Origin of the sequence: Siphonobacter sp. (assembly GCF_048595215.1) — a bacterium.
Classification (GTDB): Bacteria; Bacteroidota; Bacteroidia; order Cytophagales; family Spirosomataceae; genus Siphonobacter.
The window spans coordinates 1-22,864 of the sequence record NZ_JBMDWJ010000287.1 but is presented as its reverse complement, the minus strand read 5'-3'; the positions used below and the strand labels follow the sequence as shown (position 1 = coordinate 22,864).

The window sequence follows — 22,864 nt, the reverse complement described above, 5'->3', positions numbered from 1 at the left end:
ATCACCGAACTTGATCCCATTCGACTGAAGAAAACTGACGAGTTCGTTCTTAGGGAAATTCTTAGTCCCGTTGAAGGCCATGTGCTCGGTAAAGTGAGCCAGTCCGTTTTCGGGATCCTCTTCCTGAATGGCTCCTACTTTCACGGCCAGCATGAGGTGAGCCCGGTTCTTGGGTTCAGCGTTTTTACGAATGTAGTAGGTCAACCCGTTGGGCAGTTTGCCCACTTTGGTTTGGGGGTCGAAGGGAATGGGCTGGTTGAGTTGCTGAGCTAACACATTAGCCGCCAGCAACACCATTCCGAGTAATAGGGTTGGACGCACTCGCATGGGTAATTGGTTTAGGTTGTTTAAGTTTCTGCAATAAACGAAACTTTTAGGTAACTAGTTAGAGAGCCTGCGTGAATGGTTGTATCGCCGGATTATTCGTTGAGAAAAGTGGCCATTTTTTCGAAAGATTTCTGTAGTCCGACAAGCATTTGTTTCTCCTGCGGAATATACCGTAGCTGTCTGAAAGCCAATTGATAATACGACAAAGCTTTAAGGGCTTCAGTATCATCGTAGAATAAATTTCGCCACGCTACTGGGGTTACACTGAACCGCTGTACTCCCATGGCTCCCTGATAAAAACGGACGGGTAAATTCAAAAAACGGGGTTCGAAATAGCCCTGTTCGCGTTTCACGACAACATCGAAATAATGGGCGGCGTATTGCAGATGACTGGCCACCTTAGCTTTTAATTCAGCCTCGGCCAGTCGATGCGTTGATTTAAACCGCCATTTGTTCTGATTAGGATGAAGCAGATCGTGTTCGGGATGGGAAAATACCGTACTGAATTTGAATAACCGCACAGAATCGGTACCGGGCAGGCGGGCCGACCAGGAGCTGGGGAAAACCGTATATACACTTAATTGCAGAGCGGGCAGAGCCAGAGCCTGCCGGTTCACGTAAATCGTCTGAGCATCCGCCGACAGCTCCCAATCCATTAACTGGTAATTGCCCCTTCGCGTATAGCAGGCCAGTCGGCCTTCGGGGTAAAACCGAAGGTACGATTCCCTGGGTAAGACACTGGTTGAGTCTGAAGGAATTCCCGTGGGGCTTTCGACGTCTACGTCACGCGTCATCCAGCCTTTATTGAATTGATCTTCTGGACGTTGGCAGGCCCCTATAAGCAAGCTCAACATCCCACATAAAAAGATTTTTTTAAAACTCCCCAGCATAGGTTACGTCAAAATCAAAACCAAATCAAAACTAAAAACCGTACTTTCAGTTACTTATCCGAAGCAATTACGCGAAAGTTTTTTCTTCGGACGCACCTGAATGCGTATTAGAAAAGTATTTTCGCATTGCAATCTATCTTTGTACAAGAATTACGCGTTGTTTTCGTATTTAGAAGGACTTAGCATCAACCATTTTTGATTTTCCGTACGCATGCTGTTACAGACACTTAACATGACCGCCGACTCGACGGCTGCACCTGCTGCTGCCGGAGCCGAAAAATCCATCAGCCTTATTGATTTGCTGGCCGCCGGTGGCTGGATTATGATCCCCATCGCCGTCCTGCTGTTTGTAACGATCTATCTGTTCGTTGAACGCTGGATGTATCTCAAAAAAGCAACCGCTCTGGGAGCATCCTTCGAGGCCAGTTTCTGGGGATTAGTACAATCCGGTAATTTGAATGCGGCCCGTCAGCTCTGCCGGAACGACCAGTCGGCCGTATCCCGCGTACTGGAAAAAGGACTCACCCGCATCGGAACGCCCATTCCCCAAATCGAACAGGCCATGGGCAACACAGCCCAGCTGGAACTTTCGTACATGGAAAAAAACCTGGGCTTACTGGGCACCGTAGCGGCCGTCGCTCCGATGTTCGGCTTTTTGGGTACCGTAGCCGGGATGATTCGGGCCTTCCACGACATTTCCGTTTCCAATAACCTGAGCATTGGTACGATCTCAGGCGGGATCTACGAAAAAATGATCACGTCTGCTTCGGGTCTTGCCGTTGGGATTCTGGCGTACATCCTTCTGACCATCCTGAATGGCATGGTGGATCGGGCCGTCGCTCGCCTGCAGGCCGCGACCAACCAGTTCCTGGACGTACTCTACCAACCTGTATCAGCTTAGGTAGTTGCCCGTTTTCAGTTGTCGGTTTTCAGTTTAAGGCTGAGAACGGATTTAGTCATTAGAACTAATTGAAAACTGAAAACCGCACACTGTAAACTTGTTTTCATGAAAATACAACGTCGGAATCGGCATCGTGGTCATATTGAGGCTGCTTCGCTGTCGGATATTCTTTTCTTCTTACTGATTTTCTTTTTGATGATTGCGACGCTGGCTAGTCCATCGGCTATGCAGATGCTGTTGCCGCAATCGTCAACGGCTCCGTCAACGCCTTCGCAGGTAATTAACCTGTCGGTGATGCCCAATCAACAGTATAATGTGGAAGGGCAAATCGTAGGAGCTGCCGAACTGGAAAGTGCGTTAGCCAGTAGAGCCGAAGGGCAGGAAAGTCCCGTAGTACTGGTGCGGATCGAGAAAACCAGTTCCGTACAGGATCTGGTAGACGTCGCGGACGTAACGGCGAAGGTAGGAGCCAAACTCGTACTGGCGACTTCCGCAAAACCTACGGCGACTAGTTCGAAGTAAGAAAAGTACAGATATACTAACCTCCCGGAAGCTTTAATGCCTTCGGGAGGTTTTGTTTTTAAGGCTAGTAAGATCTCTAATTATAAAAGGCATGAATGGGGTTACCTTCATTCCTCGTCTTTAATTGAATAGGCTAACCCCGGAGGGATTCAATATCCATAGATAGCCCTACATGCCATGCAGGGTAAACTCACCCCTCTCCTACTGATGTAAGCTTCTCCTAGTGCAGGTTTCTGAACCTATTTCCTATCTACCTTCATCAGTTAAACTAGTGGGGAAAGCAGGGCCGTTGGAAACTGCCGGATGGTGGGTGCAGGTTTAGAAACCTGCACCAGTTAGGTAGCTCCGTATGTCCTACTGGATACACGTCCATGGACTTCCAGCTCTTCGCCATTCAATGGAGCTCCCGAAGCTGATCTATCTTTAATTAGCAATTTTTCTGGATTTTACAGATACTCGGCAGGCGTCATTTAATGGAAGCTTTATTTTGAATCGTATGGCTTTTCGTCTGGAAAATATTAGTTTAAGACTCATTCCTACGCTTCTGCCAAAGAAAATTTCCCTACCTTCCGAAACGTTTCCATTCCTGAAAACTGGAATTTCCGGGACGAAACCCTAACTTGCGGCCCTGGAAACTCGAACACTTGTATTCCGTACACATGCCTTACCAGAAAAAAACCAAAATTGTTGCCACCGTTGGTCCGGCTTCCCAATCCAAAGAAATGTTGCTGAAGCTCGCCCAGTCTGGTGCGAACATCTTTCGGCTTAACTTTTCCCACGGAACGCACGCTGACCATCTGAGTCGCATTCAGGCTATTCGCGAAATTAACGCCGAACATGGCTTAAACCTTACCATCCTTCAGGATTTACAGGGACCTAAGATTCGTACCCAACTCGTAGAAAATAACGGCGTTGAACTCGTCGCAGGAAACCCACTGACTTTCGTTATGGACGAAAATCTGCTGGGAACTTCTGAGCGTGTAGGTACGACTTATACTTCGATGTACCTGGACGTAAAACCCGGCGAACGCATCCTGATGGATGACGGTAACCTGGAGGTACTGGTAGAATCTATCGATTACGATAAAAAAGAAGTACACACGAAAGTGGTGTACGGTGGTATCCTGAAATCGAAGAAAGGCATTAACCTGCCCGGCACGAAAGTAGGCTTACCTGCCCTGACTGAAAAAGACGAAGAAGATCTGATCTTTGGTCTGGAGCATGACGTGGACTGGATCGCCCTCTCCTTCGTTCGTTCCGCTGAAGATATTCTGGCCGTTAAGGAAAAAATCAAAGCGAAAAACGGTCGTTCGAAAATCATCGCCAAAATCGAAAAACCCGAGGCGGTGGTTCCTGAAGTACTCGATGCCATCATCGAAGCTACCGACGCAGTAATGGTAGCCCGGGGTGATTTAGGCGTTGAGCTGGACGGTGCCATGGTACCCGAGCTTCAGAAAACGATGATCCGTAAGTGTATCAAGCAGGCGAAACCCGTTATCGTAGCCACGCAAATGCTGGAGTCGATGACGAGCTCTCCCCGCCCCACGCGTGCGGAAACTTCAGACGTTGCTAACGCGGTGCTGGATGGTGCTTCGGCAACCATGCTTTCGGCAGAATCGGCTTCAGGACAGTATCCCATCGAAGCCGTTTCGACCATGACGCACATCATCGAAGCCGTGGAAGAGCAGCAGAACACTATTCCCATCGTATACGGGGATGAATCAGCGATTTACTTCAAAAATCACATGCTGAAGGGCGAAGAAAACTCGCCGACCATCCTCAACGACCGGGTGATTGCCGCCGCCTGCCGTCTAGCTCGTGACGTACAGGCGAAAGCCATTCTGTGTATTACGAACAGTGGATATACGGCGTATCGTTTGTCGTCTCACCGTCCGAAAGCGGATATTTTCGTATTCTCAGCGGACGAAAACCTGATGACGCAGATGGGGCTGTTATGGGGTACACGCGTATTCAATTACGACAGTGCAAACCTCAGCACTGAACAAATCTCACACGACATTGCCAAAATCCTGGTCAAACAGGGACACCTGCAAAAAGGGGACGTGTTCGTAACCTTACTGAGCGTACCCGCCCAGCAAGATTTACGCACCAACACGGTGAAAATGGGTGTGATTGATAAAATTGCGGATGAAGTAGCGGCGGAACAATAGGCTGTTTGAACCATTCGGTAAACCCCGTTACTTAAAATTTAAGTAACGGGGTTTTGTTTTATTGGGGGAGAAGTCGTCTCTTGTCCCGTTATAAACGGCAACGTTTCTTGGAGTGGGATTTAGTTCATTCCTTTTTTCCTTCTTGTACCCCCGACTTACTTTTTTTACCTTTCCCACTATGGAACCAGACCCTAGCAAAACCTGGCGGGAGCGATTACAGGAGATTATTTTTGAATCGAACACCGCGGCAGGAAAGGCCTTTGATATTGCTTTGCTTTTTGCCATTTTAGGTAGTATTCTCGTCGTCATGCTGGATAGCGTGACGCACTACCATCGGTTGTACGGGGTTTTGTTTTTTAGACTTGAGTGGGCTTTCACTCTGCTTTTTACGCTCGAATATCTGTTACGACTCATCAGTATCCGACGACCAATCCGGTACGTAGTCAGTCCCTTGGGCCTGATTGATCTGCTCGCCATCGTTCCCTCCTACCTGAGCATTTTTTACGTTGGTGCCCAGTCACTGCTGGTACTTCGGGCTCTGCGACTCCTACGGGTATTCCGCATTTTCAAGCTCACCCATTTTCTTACCGAAATAGAGTTTCTGAGCGTTGCCATTCGGGCCAGTTTAAAGAAAATCAGCATCTTCATGCTTACGGTTCTTATGCTGGTAACCATTCTGGGATCGGTCATGTATTTAGTAGAAGACCGTCAGAATGGATTTTCCAGCATTCCGGAAAGCATTTACTGGGCCATTGTAACGATTACTACGGTAGGGTACGGAGATATTTCACCCGTTACACCCCTGGGAAAATTCATTTCCAGTATTGTTATGCTGATTGGTTACGGAATCATTGCCGTTCCGACGGGAATCATTACCAATGAAATCGCGGCGGCGGCCCGTAACAAAAACCACAGCAGCGAATCCTGCCCTTCCTGTGGCCGCGAAGGTCACGACGCCGACGCGGTCTTCTGTAAATTTTGTGGCCATCCTCTTTGAATGTTTTTCGTATCGTGGAACAACTGTTCTTCGGCTTGTGTCAGCAATGTTCGATAGGCCTACAACGTAATTTTCACGCAGGAATCTGATGTCTGATCTCTTTTAATTCGCTTTTAAAATTCCTTTAAACTCTCTCTAAACTCGCAGATGAACCTTTGCTGACGACAAGCACAAAAAGTAAGGCCTGTTCTTAATACTGACCCCACTTTTAAACTATACGGCAGTGAAGCTTATTCAATTTTCAAGGGTGCTAGTGAGTCTTCTCCTGTTTCTTTCGGTCTCCCAGCTATCCTATGGCCAGACGGACACACTCCGTCTTACCTTGCCCCAGGCAGAACAGCAGTTTCTTCAGAAAAACTTTGCTCTGCTGGCTCAGAAATACAACATCAACCTTTCGGAGGCAGCCGTTCAGCAGGCGAAACTCTGGTACAACCCCAATTTTCAGTTTGGATTTAATGCCTTCAATCCGAATACGTCGAAGGTGCTTCCGTTGACCAACCCTTCGGGTGACAAGCTTAACCCGACGGGAGGTGCCTACAGCTGGCAACTTCAGCAAGTTCTGAATCTGGCGGGTCGTCGGAGTAAGCTGGTGGCCCTGAATGAAGCGAATACGGAAGTTCAGCAAGCCGTTTTTCAGGATGTGATGCGGAGTTTACGTTATCAGCTCGCTCAAACCTTCGGTACCCTGGCCAGCGAACAGGCTCAGTATGCCTTCATTCAGGAAGAACGGACTCGTTTGGCAAATTTGCTTGACGCCTTCCGGGCTCAACTAAAACTGGGCGTTATTTCTGAATACGAAGTCACTCGCCTTGAACTGGAACAGCGAAATACCGACGCTGCCATCAATGATTTACGCAATCAAATCAGTCAGGACGAAGCCACCTTACGTATACTCCTGGCCGACACGTCTTCTACGTATTACCGCACGGATTTTCAGATCAGCGATTCGGCCTCTCCTCAGCTCAATCAGTTACTGGATCAGGCCGTCGCGAATCGTCCCGATTTACAAGCAGCCCAACGCCAAACGACCTACGCTCAGCAGAATCTGACGTATCAGAAATCACTGGCGACCCCCCAACTGATGGTTGGAGCCAACTACGCACGCTTTGGTGATGCCTACCCCAACTACTACGGCTTGCAGGTAGCCATGGATCTACCCTTTAAAAACCGAAATCAGGGCAATATTCAGGCGGCTAAAATCGGTATCGAACAAAGTACTCAGAACATCAATCAGAGTCAGTTACAGGTAAGGCAGGAAGTTATTTCCGCCTACGAACAGTGGCAACACGCCCAGCAACTCCAGGCAAATCTTGATCCGGGGTACCGTCAACGCATTCAGGACATCAGTAAAAATGCAACAATTGACTACCAGAAACGCGTGATTGATCTGGTTAGCTTCATTGATAAAATTCGCTCCTACAAAGATGCTCAGCTGAATTTCATTAACCTGAGCAATCAACTCTATCAGGCTCAGCAACAGCTTAATTACGTTACCAACGCCAAGACTTTCTAACTAAAGGTTTTATCCTTTTGCCCACTCCTCATGAAAACGAAATCGTTTTTCTATTTGCTGAGTCTGGTAGCTCTGGCAGCCTGCCACTCGAATAAAGAACCTCAGGAAGTCAATTCGAAGGATACGGATTCGGCTTTCAAGACGGATACCGTTCACGTTCGCAACTACGAACAGGAATTACAATTCACGGGGGAGGTTACTTTTGATCAGAAACAGGTGGATCGGGTTTTCCCCATCGTCAGCGGTAATGTACTGGATGTGAACGCGGAATTGGGAGCGTACGTCAAACAGGGTCAGGTACTGGCGAAACTTCAAAGTGCCGACGTGAGTCAGTACCAGCGTGACTACAACCAGGCCAAGGCGGGTTTCGATATGGCCAAGCGTAATGCAGATAACGCCGAACAACTCTACAAAAGCAAGTTTTCGAGTGAATCAGACCTGATTAATGCCCGTAAACAACTGGAAATCGCCACCTCTGAACTGGACCGTTCAACGCAGGTACTAAAGATGTACGGTGGTACGTCCTCGGGTAATCAGCCTACCTTTCTGGTGAAGGCTCCCGTGAGCGGCTACGTTGTGGAGCGGAACGTGAACCCCAACACTCAAATTCGTTCCGACAATGGTAACAGTATGTTCACCATTTCCAATCTGTCGGATGTCTGGATCATGATCAATATCTACGAGTCAGATATTGAGGCCGTTAAGGTAGGTCAGCAGGTCAACATCACGACGCTGGCGTATCCCGACAAAGTCTTTCAGGGTCGCATTGAAAACATCAGCCAGGTCATTGACAATGACAGCAAAGTACTACAGGCCCGGGTGGTCTTGCCTAATCCGAATGGCTTACTGAAACCCCAGATGTTCTGTACCATCAAACTGCACATTGAAAAGCCCGAACGTCTGCTGGCGGTCAATCCGAAATCGGTCATTTTTAGTGAAGATAAGTACTTCGTGATTAAAGCGGCAGGTCCGGAAAAGTACGTGGCCGTACCCGTCGAAGTGGTTCGGAGTACCTCGCGTTATAGCTACGTCAAGGGCGATTTGAAAGATAACGATCGCGTGGTTACTGAAGGTGCCCTCTTGCTTTTCAATGAATTAACGGACTAATCCCACACTCCCTTCCCGGGTCCGATCATGAATAAATTCATTAAAAATATCATTGGCTTTTCCCTCAAACACAAAGGCATTGTCTTTATGATGACCCTGCTGGTCATCATTGCGGGAGCCGTCAGTTTCTATAATACGCCCGTTGAAGCGTACCCTGACGTAACGAATACCGAAGTCGTGATCATTACGCAATGGCCGGGTCGCAGTGCCGAAGAAGTCGAGCGTTTCATTTCCAGCCCGATTGAAACGGAAATGAACTCTATTTCGCACAAGACGGCCATTCGCTCCATTAACCTGTTCGGCTTATCCTTCATTAAAATCGTTTTCGAAGACGGCGTCGATAACTTCAACGCCCGCATGGAAGCCAGCCAGAAACTGGCCAACGTCAATCTGCCCGATGGCGTGGATGCGGAAATTCAGCCGCCAGCCGGTCCCACCGGTGAGATTTATCGGTATACGTTGGCCTCCAAAAGCAAGACGACTACGGAACTCAAAACCATTCAGGACTGGACCATCGAGAAAGCCCTGAAAGCCGTACCCGGCGTTGCGGATGTGGTCAGTTTTGGCGGACAGGTGAAAACGTTTGAAGTCAGTATCAATCCGGCCTTGCTGGCTAAATACGACCTGACCGCCCTGGACGTGTTCGGAGCTCTCCAACGGGCAAATGTTAATGTGGGCGGCGATATCCTCCGGGAAGGTCAGCAGGCCTTCGTCGTTCGGGGCATTGGGATTGTCAAAAACGTGTCTGACATCGAGAAAGTCATCGTTAAAAACGTCAATGGTGTGCCCGTTCGCTTGTCGAATTTAGGTACGGTTCACGAATCAGCCTTACCGCAGTTGGGTATTGTGGGTCGCGACAATCACGACGATGTCGTTGAAGGGATCGTACTGATGCGGAAGGGCGAGAACCCTGGTTTAGTATTACCCCAGCTGAAAGAAAAAGTAGCCTACCTGAACTCCGTTGTTCTTCCTTCGGACGTAAAAATCAAGGTTTTCTACGACCGCACCGAGCTAAATAACCATACGCTGCATACGGTAGGTGAAAACGTGATCATGGGTATTACGCTGGTAACGATCATTCTGCTGATCTTTCTGGCTGACTGGCGAACCACCGTTACTGTAGCCATCGTCATTCCACTGGCTTTGCTGTTTGCCTTTATTTTAATGCGAATCAAAGGCATGTCGGCTAACCTGCTTTCCATCGGAGCGATCGACTTTGGGATTATCATCGACGGAGCAGTGGTTATGGTGGAAGGCCTCTTTGTGATGCTGGCCCACTGGGCCGAACACGAGGGCATGGAGAAGTTTAACAAACGAGCCAAAATGGGCCGGATTTTGAAAACTTCGGTGGAAATGGGCAAGTCCATTTTTACCTCGAAGCTGATCATCATTACCGCCTTGCTTCCCATTTTCTCGTTCCAGAAAGTAGAAGGTAAACTCTTCAGTCCATTGGCCTTTACGATGGGTTTTGCCCTACTGGGAGCTTTATTATTAGCCCTGACGCTGGTGCCGGTGCTAAGCAGCATGTTGCTCAATAAGAACGTCCGTGAACGTCACAACCCCATCATTGAATGGCTGAATCGAAACTACGGTCCCCTGCTAAACCGCGTCATGGACCACCCCAAACGGGCGATCATTACGGCTGTACTTTTCCTGGTTGGCTCGCTGGCTTCGTTTCACTTTGTCGGTACCGAATTTCTGCCGCACCTCAACGAAGGTTCGATTTACGTACGGGCCAGTATGCCCCTCAGCATCAGCCTGGAAGATTCGTATCACTATACCCGAAAATTCCGGCAGGTATTCGAACAGTTTCCGGAAGTACGCGGGGTGATCTCGCAAACGGGCCGCCCGAATGATGGTACCGATGCGACGGGCTTCTTCAACCAGGAATTTTTCGTGGATCTGTTTCCGCAGGATGAATGGAAACGCGACATTTCCAAGGATGAACTGATTGCGGAAATGCAGCAGAAACTCGCCAAATACCAGGGCATTGACTTTAACTTCTCGCAGCCGATTTCGGATAACGTTGAGGAAGCCGTATCGGGAGTAAAAGGCTCGATTGCGGTTAAAATCCAGGGCCGTGACTTGCAAGTACTCGACAAAAAAGCGGATCAGGTTTATGCGATTCTCAAGAAAGTACAGGGCATTCAGGATCTGGGCGTATTCCGGAACCTGGGTCAGCCGGAGTTATTGATTACGCTCAATCCCGACAAAATGGCCCAGTACGGCGTTGATGCGGCTGATGCCAACGCTGTGATCGAAATGGCGATTGGGGGTAAGGCCGTGAGTCAGGTGTACGAAGAAGAACGCAAGTTCGATCTGCGGTTACGCTACGACTTACCCTTCCGTTCGTCGATTGAGCAGATTGGTAACTTGAAGGTTCCTACGCTGAACGGCGGTAAAATACCCCTGAAGGAAATTGCCAATATTGGCAACGTCTCGGGTCCGGCTTTCATTTACCGGGAAAACAACGCCCGCTTCATTGCGGTAAAATTCTCCGTCCGGGGACGCGACCTAGGAAGTACGATTGAGGAGGCTCAACAACGGGTACAAGCTGCGGTCAAACTCGATAAAGGGTATGAGATCAAATGGAATGGTGAATTTGAAAACCAGCAACGAGCCGAACGTCAGTTATCCATCGTCGTGCCCATCAGTATTCTGTTGATCTTCTTCATTCTCTTTGCCTCTTTCGGCAATGCACTGGATTCGATTCTGGTTTTGCTGAACGTACCTTTTGCTCTCATCGGTGGGATTCTGGCTTTGTTGCTGACGGGTATGAATTTCAGTATCTCCGCCGGGGTTGGTTTTATCGCTCTCTTTGGCGTCGCTACGCAGGATGGGGTTATTCTGGTCAATAAATTCCGACAGAATCTACACGAAAAAATGCCACTTGGCGAAGCCATCAAAGAAGGAGCTAAATCGCGTTTGCGTCCGGTAATCATGACGGCCCTGATGGCCTCGCTGGGTCTGTTACCCGCGGCTCTTTCCCACGGCATCGGCTCTGAAACGCAGAAACCTTTAGCCATCGTCGTTATTGGCGGATTGATGACGGCTTCGGCATTATCGCTGTTGATTCTGCCCGCCGTGTACGAATGGGTATACAGCGGCCGCGAACGTCGGAAGAAGTTAATGGATTAGCAGGGTTGCTGACGATGTATGGGTTTTGTGAATATGGTACTAATTCGATCACATCAGTCCCATGTCTACCGCTTACTCATTTTTCAAAAGGTCTGACGTAAAACATCAGACCTTTTTTTATGTTTACTTCTAGATCCTTCAACCCCATGCATTTACGAGTACGCTTATGTCTTTTACTCTCTTCCGGTATACGATTTGCCTTCTCCTACTATCCCGGCTAGCCTTGGCTCAAACCTATTCCCAGGAAATTCAGATCACTTCCGAAAACGACGCGTACCGCTGGACCCTTCACGACGGCTATTACACCAACGGCTTTTTTGTGAGTTATCGTTACGTACCTCGCCGTTGGAACCAACAGCTGGATTCTACCTCCCGACTACAGAAAGTTATTTCTACCTACCAATTAGGGCAGCAGATTTTCAATCCAGAAAATGTCTTTCTGGTCCAGCGTAATCAGATTGATCGTCCGTATACGGGTTATCTATACGCCAGCAAAGGATTTACCTTTTTTTACCGCCAGAACCACGTTTTACAGCTTGATGTGGCTTTGGGTACGATTGGCCCGCGTTCGGGAGCGGAAAACATTCAGAAATTCATTCACCGTACCTTTGATTACATTCCGCCCGTGGGCTGGCGAAATCAGCTCAATAACGAATGGGGCCTGAATCTGAACGCTCAATACGCCTACAATCTGCTCCCTACTCCGAAAAAATGGCTGGACCTGTACGCACTAGGACAGGCTCAGTTGGGTACTACGTTTACGCGTGCGTCGGTGGGTTTATTACTGCAAATAGGTTTATTTCGTCCGGCCTCGGAGTCAGCCCTGTTTCATTCGCGTATCAGCCGAAAGACCAGCTCTTCGTCCCCGGAATTGTATCTTTTCTTTCAACCCCGGTATCAGTATCAGGTGTACAACGCTACCGTGCAAGGCGGTCTGTTCCGGTCAAACAAGGGACCCGGAGCCGGGGAAATTACGCGGGGCATCTATCAGCATCAGATCGGTTTAACGTACGCCTCCCGCCGGTTTACGCTACAGGCGACACTCGACCTGAAACAAAAAGAAGCCCGGTCCATGCAAAATGAGGTGGAAAAGTACGGCGGTTTCTCTGCGGCCTATCGCTTTCGTTAGCACTAGCTTTCACTCTCTAATCACCCCTTTTCACGTTGCTCTCCTTTGGCTTTTCTAAAATAGCTTCTCAGATTTCACACAATTTTCTTTCATATCACCCGGCGATCCCCATATTTGTAAAATATTTTAAAATATCCTTCGGTTCTTAGTACATCGCCTTCAATCCGCCGCTTTATCTTCGTTACGCAAAAGTTTTACGTTTGGATTAAGACGGGCGTTGCCCGGTACATCCGTTCCTGGTCTATGAAAAAAGTAAGTATTCTGGCATTAGGCCTGTTGGCAGCGGCGTGCGGCAAACACAGTAACCCACCATCATCCGCTTCGAAAATGAAACCGGGGCATCTGACGCAGTACGTTGATCCTCGCATTGGAACGGGCTTTCACGGTCACGTCTTTCTGGGAGCAAACGTACCCTTCGGAGCCGTACAGATTGGCCCTACACAAGCTAACCCCGGCAAACTGGGCGATGGCTGGGACTGGTGCTCGGGCTATCACGTATCGGATTCGTTAATTGCTGGTTTTTCGCATACGCACCTGAGTGGTACGGGTATTGGCGATTTAGGTGATGTCCTAATGATTCCGACGACGGGACCCGTTCGCGTAGAGCGTAGCGTTGCGGGAGCTTCGCCGAGTGGCTATATGTCCCGTTTCTCGCACGATGACGAAGTGGTACGCCCGGGCTATTACGCCGTTAAACTGCAACGCTACGACGTGGGGGTGGAATTGACTGCCTCTGAACGCGTGGGTATGCACCGCTATACTTTTCCAAAATCGGATGATTCCCACATTCTGATCGATCTGAAAGAAGGCATTGGCTGGGACCGTCCGACGGATACGTACCTGGAACAAAAGGATGCTACGACGTTGATTGGTTACCGTTTCTCAACCGGCTGGGCCAAAGATCAGCGACTGTACTTTGCCATTGTTTTCTCGAAACCCATCGAAAAATTTGCTCTGTACCAGGGGCAGAATCCCCTGCAAGGCAATGCGGCCAAAGGAAGCCAAATCAAAGGCGTACTGAGTTTTGCCACGAAACAAAGCGATCAGGTACTGGTAAAAGTGGGCATTTCGCCCGTGAGCGAAGCCAACGCCCTTGCCAACATTCAGGCGGAAGTACCGGGTTGGAATTTCGATCAGGTAGCCAAGAATGCCGATGAGGCCTGGAATACCGAATTGAGCAAAATTCAGGTACAAACCAAGGATCAGGATCGGCTGAAAGTTTTCTATACGGCTCTGTACCACACCATGATTGCTCCGTCTACGTTCAACGATCACAACGGTGATTACCGGGGTGCCGATCAGAAGGTATACAAAAACGCGAACTTCAAGAACCTGACAACGTTTTCCCTCTGGGATACCTATCGGGCCGCGAACCCTCTGCTGACCCTTACGCAGGGACAACGCGTGAATGACATCGTGAATACCATGCTGCACATCTATCAGCAGCAGGGAAAACTACCCGTCTGGCATTTGGTAGGTAATGAAACCAACACGATGCCCGGTAACAGTGCACTACCCATTATTTCGGATGCCATCTTGAAAGGTTACACGGGTTTTGATGTCAATCTAGCCTTTGAAGCGATGAAAAAATCGGCGATGCTCGACGAACGCGGATTGGATTACATCAAAGCGAAAGGCTACATTCCCGCCGATACGCAAACCGAAAGCGTAGCCAAAAATCTGGAGTATAGCATTGACGACTGGGCGGTGGCTCAGGTGGCTAAAAAGTTGGGTAAAACGGCCGATTACGAATACTTCAGCAAGCGGGCCAAGGATTATAAAAACAACTTCGACGCCAGCACGCGTTTCATGCGGGGCCGCGTATCGGATACGGAATGGCGGACGCCCTTCAATCCCTTCGTTTCGCGTCACGAAAAAGATGACTTTGCCGAAGGAAACGCCTGGCAATATACCTGGCTGGTTCCTCAGGATGTAGAAGGACTGATTGAGTTATTAGGCGGTGAAAAAGGCTTCACGCAAAAGCTCGATTCTCTTTTCATCGTGAAGGGCGACATGGGTGCCGAGGCTTCAAACGATATTTCGGGTTTGATTGGTCAGTACGCCCACGGAAACGAACCCAGCCACCACATTACGTATCTGTACCCCTACGTGGGTCAGCCCTGGAAAACGGCGGAAAAAGTACGCTACATCCTCGACCACATGTACACGACCAAACCTGACGGAATCATCGGAAACGAAGACGTGGGCCAGATGTCAGCTTGGTATATCCTGTCGGCGATGGGCTTCTATCCCGTTAATCCCGCCAATGGAGCGTACGTATTTGGCAGCCCGGTATTCGATCAAGTTGATCTGAAGCTCGGCAACGGAAAAGTCTTCCACCTGAAAACGGTGAACAACGGTCCCGAGAACAAATACATTCAGAGCATCAAGCTGAACGGCAAACCGTATACGAAATCTTATTTACTCCATAAAGAGCTGATGAACGGCGGTGAAATGGAGATCGAAATGGGTAAGCAACCCAGCCAGAGCTTCGGCGTAGCTCCGGCCGACCGTCCGCGTTCGATTCACGACTAAGTAGCCTTTATCCGCCCGGAGGGCCTTACGTAACCTCCGGCGAAACCGTTAAATCTGGTTTTGCCGGAGGTTATTCTTTTACATCTCAATTCTTTCTTCCCTCAATAGTATGAAAAGAACCTTACTTACGCTAGCGGCCCTGCTGACTTCGGCTCTGGGTTTTGCTCAACAGCTCTACGAACTCAACGCGGGCTGGAAGTGTGCTCCAATCGGTAAAGTAGCGGTAAAGGGCACGGATCTGTCCAACCCTTCGTACAGTCTGGCTGACTGGCAACCCGCCACCGTCCCCGGAACGGTCCTGACGACGATGCTGAATAACAAGCAGATTCCGGATCCGTTTTACGGCATGAATAACCAGCACATTCCGGACATCTACCAGACGGGTCGCGACTACTATACCTACTGGTTCGTGAAGGATTTCAAGGAAGAAGCTCAGGCGGGCGAGCAGGTATGGCTTCAGTTTCGGGGGATCAATTACAGTTGTGACGTTTTTCTGAACGGTAAAAAGCTGACGGATAAGCCCCATACCGGGATGTTCCTGCGAAAGACGTTTAACATTACCTCGTACCTGAAAAAAGGCAGCCTGAACCGATTGGCGGTGATCGTCTATCCCCCCGATCCAGTGGGTAACCCCAACGGCGGTCAGGGTGGCGATGGTACGATTGCCAAGAACGTCTCTCACCAGTACGTGGCGGGCTGGGACTGGATTCAACCCATTCGCGACCGTAATACAGGAATCTGGGATAAGGTACTAATTGAAAAAACGGGAGCCGTTCAACTGAAAAATCCGCACGTGGTGACGCTCGTTCCCGGTACCCGAATGCCCGACGGTCCGCAGAAACCGGCGACCATCAAGGTTTCAACCGAACTGGAAAACCCCACCGCCAGCCGCATCGAAGGAACGGTGCAGTACACGCTGGAGGGAAACAAGGTTTCGAAAAAAGTAAGTATCCCGGCGAAGTCTTCCCTGACGGTTGAATTACCCGCTCTTATGCTTCAGAATCCCAAGCTCTGGTGGCCCTACGGCTACGGAAAACAACATTTATATCCGGTGACCATTCAGTTTGTAACGGGTACCAAGGTTTCGGACGAAGAGAAAATTCAGGTAGGCGTTCGGGAAATTCAGACGGAATGGAACGCCACTACTCGCAGTAAACAGGTATCCGTTAACGGTCAGAAAATCTTCATTAAGGGGGCTAACTGGATTATCTCCGACGCCATGTTACGTTTCTCGCCCGAGCGGTACGACGCCGAAATCCGTTTTCACCGCGATATGCACCTCAACCTGATTCGCATCTGGGGCGGGGCCATTACCGAACGTCCAGAATTCTACGAAGCCTGCGATCGCTATGGTTTGCTCGTCATGCAGGATTTCTGGGGTTCGGGCGATTGCAACGGTCGCTGGGTCGATCCAGCCAAACTGGAAGACCAGTGGACCCGCCGGAAGTATCCCGACGATCATTCGCTGTTCCTGGAATCAGCCGCCGATCAGATTAAAATGATCCGGAACCATGCCTCACTGGCGATCTGGTGCGGTGGTAACGAGATTACGCTGCCTTCAGACATCATGCTGCCGCTCCGCGACTCACTCCTGCCCGCTCTGGACGGTACCCGTTGGTTCATCGACTACTCGAACTCCGATGATATGTCGTTCAATTCCCTGGGCGGCAACGGCGATGGTCCTTACGGTATTCAACCCATTGCTAAATTCTGGTCGTATAAAACCTGGCCGTTCAATTCGGAAGTGGGTTCAGTGGGCGTGGGTGATGTACAGTCACTGGAACGTTTCATACCTAAAGAAAACCTCGTGGCTCCGCAGTATGGCAAGGGCAAATCGCAGGTAGATTCCGTGTGGCAGTATCACAAATACATTGGCTACGATCAGTACATCGATCCCTACGGAAAGGCCAAAGACGCCCGCGATTTTGGCCGGAAAGCTCAGCTCGTCAACTACGATCAGTACCGGGCTTTGATGGAAGGGTTTTCCTCGCACATGTGGGAATGGTATACCGGTACAATCATCTGGAAAACGCAAAATCCCTGGACATCTCTTCGCGGACAGATGTACGATTACTACCTCGATCCCAATGCTTGTCTGTACGGCCTACACAACGGAAGCGAGCCGCTGCACATCATGTACAACCCGGCGGACAGTATGGTCATGCTGGCCAACAACACCTTCCAGACCCACCGCGACTTGATGCTGGTGGTGAAACTGTACGACATGAAAGGGAAGGAAACGCTCCTTACGCAGGTATTCTCGGAAATTGGCCCCAGTACGGCCCGCCCCTACCTGTCCGTGGCCAAAGCCCTGGAAAAAGCGGCCAAGGAAGACGGCGTCTTCCTTTCCTTACGTCTGTTGAATTTGAACAAAGAAACCGTCAGCGATAACCTGTACTGGTTGCCGAACGAAAAAGGCACCTACTCGGGCTTGCAGCAACTCAATACGGTGGACGTACAGGCTACGGCTAAACAGGTAGGCAAAGGTAAAATCGAAGTAACCCTGCGTAACGATGCCCGCAATCCGGTGGCTTTCTTCAATCGCCTCTCGCTGGTACAGTCGCAGACGAAGCAACGCATTTTGCCAACCTTCTACAGCGACAATTACATTTCGGTACTACCCGGCGAACAGAAAACGGTCACGCTGGAGTACACGCCAAGCTCGGAAGAAAAACCGCTGGTTTCACTGGAAGGCTGGAATGTAACGGAACGGTATATTTCGATTCAATAGTAGCTATAGATTGATTCAAATTTGGCTTCCCGAAAGCGTAGCACTTTCGGGAAGTTTTGTTTTAATGCCTTGATTTCCTGAGTCTATTCCAACCGAACGTATAGAACTTGTGTCATAGCCGTACTAAACCTTTCTCGTTATGATACGCTATACTTCCTTATTACTTTTCGTTCTGCTTCTTGGCTTCGTAAGTTGTAAGCCCGGGGATGAGGTCAAAGAGGGCGGTATTCCACTTCACTTAGGCAACCGGGCTTATGTCGAGCATTCTACGGATTTTGCCTTTGATTTCTTTCGCCGCATCAATCAGGTCAATTCTTCTGAAAACGTATTTGTTTCTCCGCTAAGTCTGCATATTGCTCTGGGTATGCTGTTGAACGGTGCGGAAAAGGAATCGTACGAGGAAATTAAAAAGGTATTACGCCTGACGGATGAAGAGTATAACAGCCTGTACAAAATTCTGATGGAGGGCTTACCCAAAGTAGACAACCGGGTCACCGTTAATCTGGCCAATTCAGTCTGGTACCGACAGGATAAGAGCGTCGAGGCTTCCTACACTGAAACCCTCAAACAGTACTTTCAGTCGGAGGTAAAACCACTCACCACGGTTGGACCCGTCAATGACTGGGCACGACAAAAAACCAACAATAAAATCAATAAAATTCTGGATACGGTAGATCCTGATCTTTTCATGCTCTTGATGAATGCCGTGTATTTCAAAGGGGACTGGAAAAATCAGTTCAAAACCTCCAATACGCGGGATGAGTCGTTTAGCCAGGCTAACGGTACCAAAAAGCAAGTGAAAATGATGCATCAGGAGAATAGCTTTGGGTACGCACAAATGCCAGGGTACACCGCCTGTGAATTGCCTTACGGAAACGGCGATTACCGCATGACAATTCTGCTACCTAATTCAGGGCAATCGGTTGATTCACTGGTTCAAAACTATACGACGACACATTGGAATGAATTACAAAAGAGACTGCAAACGCTACGTGTACAAGTAGCTCTACCCAGGTTTGAAATCAATTTTGATTCTGAGAATCAGTTGAATGGAATCCTACAGCAAATGGGTATGTCGAAAGTTTTTAGTAGACCGGAAGCGAACCTAACCAAGATTCGTCCTCAGAATGATTTATTCGTAGGCTTCATCAAGCAAAAGGCGTACATCAGTACGGACGAAAAAGGCTCCGAAGCGGCGGCTGTCACCGCTATTGGGGTCTTTGGGTCTACTTCTGTTAGTACACCTCCTGCATTCATTTGCAATCGTCCGTTTGCTTTCTTCATCAGCGAGAAAAATTCTAACGTCATTTTGTTTGCGGGGAAAGTAGCGACGTTGTAAGTACGGTCTATTTCTGTCCGTATTTACATGCGAATTTGCCGAAAGAGTCGCTTCTTCAGTACAAACCCTGAAGGAGTTCAACCTGAATAACCCCGTATGAAATGCGGGGGAATCCAATGCGAAGCTAGCTATGGGTTGCACCCATGGCTAGTCAAATGAAACCCCCTCCGGGGTTATGGCTATACCTCTCCTATTTCATTCAGGCTTGCAGCCCTACTCACTAACCCCGGAGTGTGCTTAGTCCCCGTATGCAATGCAGGGTATGGGTACGTCCCGCCCGGTAGGCACAGCCTACCAACTTTTGCGTCCGTAGTATTTACTACGGACAAGATGCCCCGCTTACTTTACTGGGTTTATCCTACGAAAACTGAAAACCGCAGCGGCGGCCGCTCAAAACTTGACCTGAGGTAAGACTTGCTCAATTAACCGCGAATTAACTTTTGTCTTTTTACTAACTTTCCAACGATATTAGCTATACGTTTTCAGTATCGCTTAAGGAATAAAGCTTGGTTTATTCCTGATATATACGCCTGTATTTCAGGCTATTTATTCATTTTTCCCTAACACATTAACTTACGCTAGCCTCAAGTCAGTCAATACCTTAGCATTTTATTCTGTGCTATAAATTGGATTCGTCTAATGTTTCTCTCTCCATTCTACCACCCGCGTATTTTGAGTATTATTACTTAATTTTGAAAAGATGGAGTGCTGATAAACGTATAGGAAATGGTATGTGATTTTCTTCAGGGTATTGTGCTTTTGCATCACTCGTAGAAGATTCAAACCAATCCACGGATACATGAAAAACTTAATCAGTACTTATTCAGCAAAAAAGAAATCGCTCCTGGCTAGCGGCTCTACGCTTGCCCTGGCAGCCCTCGTATCATTAGCTTCCTGCACCAAAGATCACGGCAATATCAATCCGGGTAACGACATTCAGCCCACTGGGCCTAAACCCGCCTGGGGACCCAACATCAAACCACAAATGCAGGCGATCATTGAAGAAATGGCTCGTCTTGACTCGACGCCCCTCTATACCCTGACGCCCCAGCAAGCCCGCACCAAGCCGACGGTGAAAGACGCCGTAAACTCACTGCTATCCAGAAATAATATCTCTGCTCCGAATTTGGGCGTAGAAGTAACGCAACGGAACATTCCCGGAGCCAACGGAGCTTCCATTCGGGCCGTGATGTACAAACCACAAAACACGTCCGGCAACTTACCCGTGATCGTATACTACCACGGGGGCGGCTGGGTCATTGCCAATCCAGAAGTATACGAAGCTTCGGCCATGGCACTGGCTCATAACGTAGGGGCGATTGTGGTGTCGATTGAATACCGTAAAGCACCCGAAAACAAATTCCCGACGGCTCACATGGACACCTATGCAGCTTACAAATGGGTTCGTCAGAATGCTACTTCTTTTAGTGGTGATACCTCGAAAGTTGCCGTAGCTGGTGAAAGTGCCGGGGGCAACATGGCTATTAACGTGAGTATGATGGCTCGCGACGAAAAATTCCCCATGCCGATTCACCAGCTCGTGGTCTATCCGGTAGCTAATAACGATCTGACCACTGCTTCGTACCAGCAATACGCCAATGCCAAACCCCTCAGCAAACCGCTGGTAGAGTGGTTTGTGGATAAATATTTCAACACGATGGCCGACGGTGACAGCAAATACATTTCACTCGTTGACGTAGCGGACCTAAAAAGCCTGCCCCCCGTTACCATCATCGCTGCTCAAATTGACCCGCTTCTGACGGAAGGTGAGCAACTTTCTGCTAAACTGAAACAGGCGGGCGTTAGTACCGAATACCGCATGTACGAAGGCGTAACGCACGAATTCTTTGGCACATACGCCATCGAATCCAGTGCAAAAGATGCCCAGGATTATGCAGCTTCCCGTTTGAAGAGTGCCTTTGGTAAGTAAGCTATCTTAATCACGAAAAGAGACCGGCAGTAGTAGCTACTGTCGGTCTCTTTTTATTTTCTACCGATAATGGCTACCATCCGGCCCGTCAGGCCTTTTTCCAGTCGGTGCGAAAAGTAGTCCTGATTATTGAGTACGGTGGAATACGGGGAAATTCCAATCTGATGTTCGGGAATACCAAAGTCGCGAAGTTGCTGGGCATTAGCGGCTTTCAGGTCCACGAAAAACTTCTCCCGCGTTTCGTCCCAGCGTTTGAAATCACGGATAAAGTAATCGGCTACATCCGCTCCCACTTCAAACGAACATTCATCGATACAGGTCCCCACGTACCCGTAGCAATCTTTCGGCTGGGTACCGTACTGCTCCTGCATCGTTTGTAAGGTTTTCGCTACGATTCCGGCCACTGTTCCCCGCCAACCCGCGTGAATAGCCGCTACGGCTTTCGTACCAGCATCATACACCAGAATCGGCGTACAGTCAGCAACGGTAACCAACGTAAATACGCCGGGCTGATTCGTGATGACGGCATCGTGCCCCTGCTGGCGGCCGGGCTGATCAGTTACCCAAACATTGGAACCGTGTACCTGATGGGACGAAGCCACCTGATCGGCTTCAATACCCAGACTCGCGTAAAAACGGCGGCGGTTTTCGGCCACGTGCTCGGGATCATCCTGCGTCGAACCACCCAGGTTTAAACTGGCATACGGCGGCTCGCTGACGCCGCCATGACGGGTACTTTCGGCCGCAATGAGTTCCGGGAACGAATGAAAAATAGGAGGACTATAGAAAAGACGGGAAGAAATCGGCATAGACTGACGCATCAATATTCTTTTCAAAGCTAACGAGAAAAAAGGGAATACGGCTCAGTACTCTAGTCAATGGAGTCTGTATACCTCTACCTTCTTTTACTTTCGTATGTTGTACCTAGAAGCTTTTACTACATTGGCTGAATCGCGTTTCCATAGGGCCTCCCATACCGATGATTTTTCCTAATAAGTGTTAAGCTTCGTTCTAAAATGAATTAAAAACTTGAATACGTATGTTATAGTATTAACAGATTGACTGTACATTGCATTAATTTAAACTAAATAAAAATAATTACATGAAACGATCAGGTTTGCGAGTTTTAGTAGCGGCTTTCGCTCTTACCGTTTTTGGTTTGAATTTTTCTGGCAATGAAGCCGTAGCTCAGACCGGCAAAGGGGTGAAAGTACTGACGCTGAATGGTACCGACGGCATGCAATTTGACAAGAAGGAATTTAAAGTGAAAGCGGGCCAAAAGGTGAAGCTGACGCTTAAACATACTGGCAAATTCGCCAAACAAGCCATGGGTCACAACTTTGTACTGTTAAAACCCGGTACGGATTTACAGGCCTTTGCTTCCAAAGCTAACATGGCTGCCAGTACGGAATACATTCCTAAATCAGAAGCCGCGAGCATCGTAGCTCATACCAAACTGTTGGGTGGTGGCGAAAGCGATACCATTGAATTTACGGCTCCCAAGAAAGGTACCTATCCCTTTATTTGTAGCTTCCCCGGTCACTACAGCATGATGAAAGGTAATTTCATTGTTGAGTAAGGTTTCAGCGTTTTATTGCCAGTGTTAAGTAAAGAGAAGAGCCGGTTTTCATAGC

16 protein-coding genes are annotated in these 22,864 nt (G+C 48.9%); 13 read left to right on the top strand and 3 right to left on the bottom strand.

All coding sequences use genetic code 11. From position 1 onward, the window contains the following. Window positions 1-297: insulinase family protein (locus ACOJTG_RS17920; RefSeq protein WP_420155074.1), on the bottom strand; the 297-nt coding region annotated here is incomplete at its 3' end. Between the two features lie 122 nt (window positions 298-419). Next, on the bottom strand, window positions 420-1,181 hold the full coding sequence (locus ACOJTG_RS17915) for a hypothetical protein (protein WP_420155072.1): 762 nt from the start codon (window positions 1,179-1,181) through the stop codon (window positions 420-422). A 247-nt stretch (window positions 1,182-1,428) separates the two neighbouring features. Between ACOJTG_RS17915 and ACOJTG_RS17910 the strand changes: the two genes are divergently transcribed. The 12 genes from ACOJTG_RS17910 to ACOJTG_RS17855 all read left to right on the top strand — a co-directional run bounded on the left by ACOJTG_RS17910 (window position 1,429) and on the right by ACOJTG_RS17855 (window position 21,230). Beyond that, the gene (locus tag ACOJTG_RS17910; RefSeq protein WP_420155071.1) at window positions 1,429-2,118 is read left to right on the top strand and encodes a MotA/TolQ/ExbB proton channel family protein; all 690 of its coding nucleotides are present in this window, start codon (window positions 1,429-1,431) and stop codon (window positions 2,116-2,118) included. 105 nt (window positions 2,119-2,223) lie between these two features. Then, window positions 2,224-2,640 (top strand): ExbD/TolR family protein, encoded by a 417-nt coding sequence (locus tag ACOJTG_RS17905; RefSeq protein ID WP_420155070.1) that lies wholly within the window; start codon window positions 2,224-2,226, stop codon window positions 2,638-2,640. 659 nt (window positions 2,641-3,299) lie between these two features. Continuing rightward, entirely contained in the window at window positions 3,300-4,811 is a 1,512-nt protein-coding gene (pyk, locus tag ACOJTG_RS17900) for a pyruvate kinase (protein ID WP_420155073.1), read from the top strand. Between the two features lie 178 nt (window positions 4,812-4,989). After that, window positions 4,990-5,808, top strand: a complete 819-nt coding sequence (locus ACOJTG_RS17895; protein ID WP_420155069.1) for an ion transporter — start codon at window positions 4,990-4,992, stop codon at window positions 5,806-5,808. A gap of 253 nt (window positions 5,809-6,061) precedes the next feature. Further along, the gene (locus ACOJTG_RS17890; RefSeq protein ID WP_420155068.1) at window positions 6,062-7,321 is read left to right on the top strand and encodes a TolC family protein; all 1,260 of its coding nucleotides are present in this window, start codon (window positions 6,062-6,064) and stop codon (window positions 7,319-7,321) included. A 30-nt stretch (window positions 7,322-7,351) separates the two neighbouring features. Further along, on the top strand, window positions 7,352-8,428 hold the full coding sequence (locus ACOJTG_RS17885) for an efflux RND transporter periplasmic adaptor subunit (RefSeq protein WP_420155067.1): 1,077 nt from the start codon (window positions 7,352-7,354) through the stop codon (window positions 8,426-8,428). Window positions 8,429-8,455: 27 nt separating this feature from the next. Further along, a complete protein-coding gene (locus ACOJTG_RS17880) occupies window positions 8,456-11,566 on the top strand; it encodes an efflux RND transporter permease subunit (protein WP_420155066.1) in 3,111 nt (1,036 codons plus the stop codon). 166 nt (window positions 11,567-11,732) lie between these two features. Beyond that, window positions 11,733-12,695 carry a lipid A-modifier LpxR family protein gene (locus tag ACOJTG_RS17875; protein ID WP_420155065.1) on the top strand — a complete coding sequence of 321 codons (963 nt, stop codon included), beginning with the start codon at window positions 11,733-11,735 and terminating at the stop codon, window positions 12,693-12,695. A 243-nt stretch (window positions 12,696-12,938) separates the two neighbouring features. Beyond that, window positions 12,939-15,230, top strand: coding sequence for a GH92 family glycosyl hydrolase (locus ACOJTG_RS17870; RefSeq protein WP_420155064.1), 2,292 nt, complete (start codon window positions 12,939-12,941; stop codon window positions 15,228-15,230). A 109-nt stretch (window positions 15,231-15,339) separates the two neighbouring features. Then, window positions 15,340-17,961, top strand: a complete 2,622-nt coding sequence (locus ACOJTG_RS17865; RefSeq protein WP_420155063.1) for a glycosyl hydrolase 2 galactose-binding domain-containing protein — start codon at window positions 15,340-15,342, stop codon at window positions 17,959-17,961. Window positions 17,962-18,100: 139 nt separating this feature from the next. Then, a complete protein-coding gene (locus ACOJTG_RS17860) occupies window positions 18,101-19,300 on the top strand; it encodes a serpin family protein (RefSeq protein WP_420155062.1) in 1,200 nt (399 codons plus the stop codon). Window positions 19,301-20,099: 799 nt separating this feature from the next. Further along, the gene (locus ACOJTG_RS17855; protein WP_420155061.1) at window positions 20,100-21,230 is read left to right on the top strand and encodes an alpha/beta hydrolase; all 1,131 of its coding nucleotides are present in this window, start codon (window positions 20,100-20,102) and stop codon (window positions 21,228-21,230) included. A gap of 53 nt (window positions 21,231-21,283) precedes the next feature. Here ACOJTG_RS17855 and pgeF read toward each other — a convergent pair whose 3' ends face one another. Then, window positions 21,284-22,066, bottom strand: coding sequence for a peptidoglycan editing factor PgeF (gene pgeF, locus ACOJTG_RS17850; RefSeq protein ID WP_420155060.1), 783 nt, complete (start codon window positions 22,064-22,066; stop codon window positions 21,284-21,286). A 266-nt stretch (window positions 22,067-22,332) separates the two neighbouring features. Here pgeF and azu point away from each other — a divergent pair, with 266 nt between their 5' ends. After that, window positions 22,333-22,809 (top strand): azurin, encoded by a 477-nt coding sequence (gene azu, locus ACOJTG_RS17845; protein WP_420155059.1) that lies wholly within the window; start codon window positions 22,333-22,335, stop codon window positions 22,807-22,809. Window positions 22,810-22,864 lie beyond the last annotated feature (55 nt).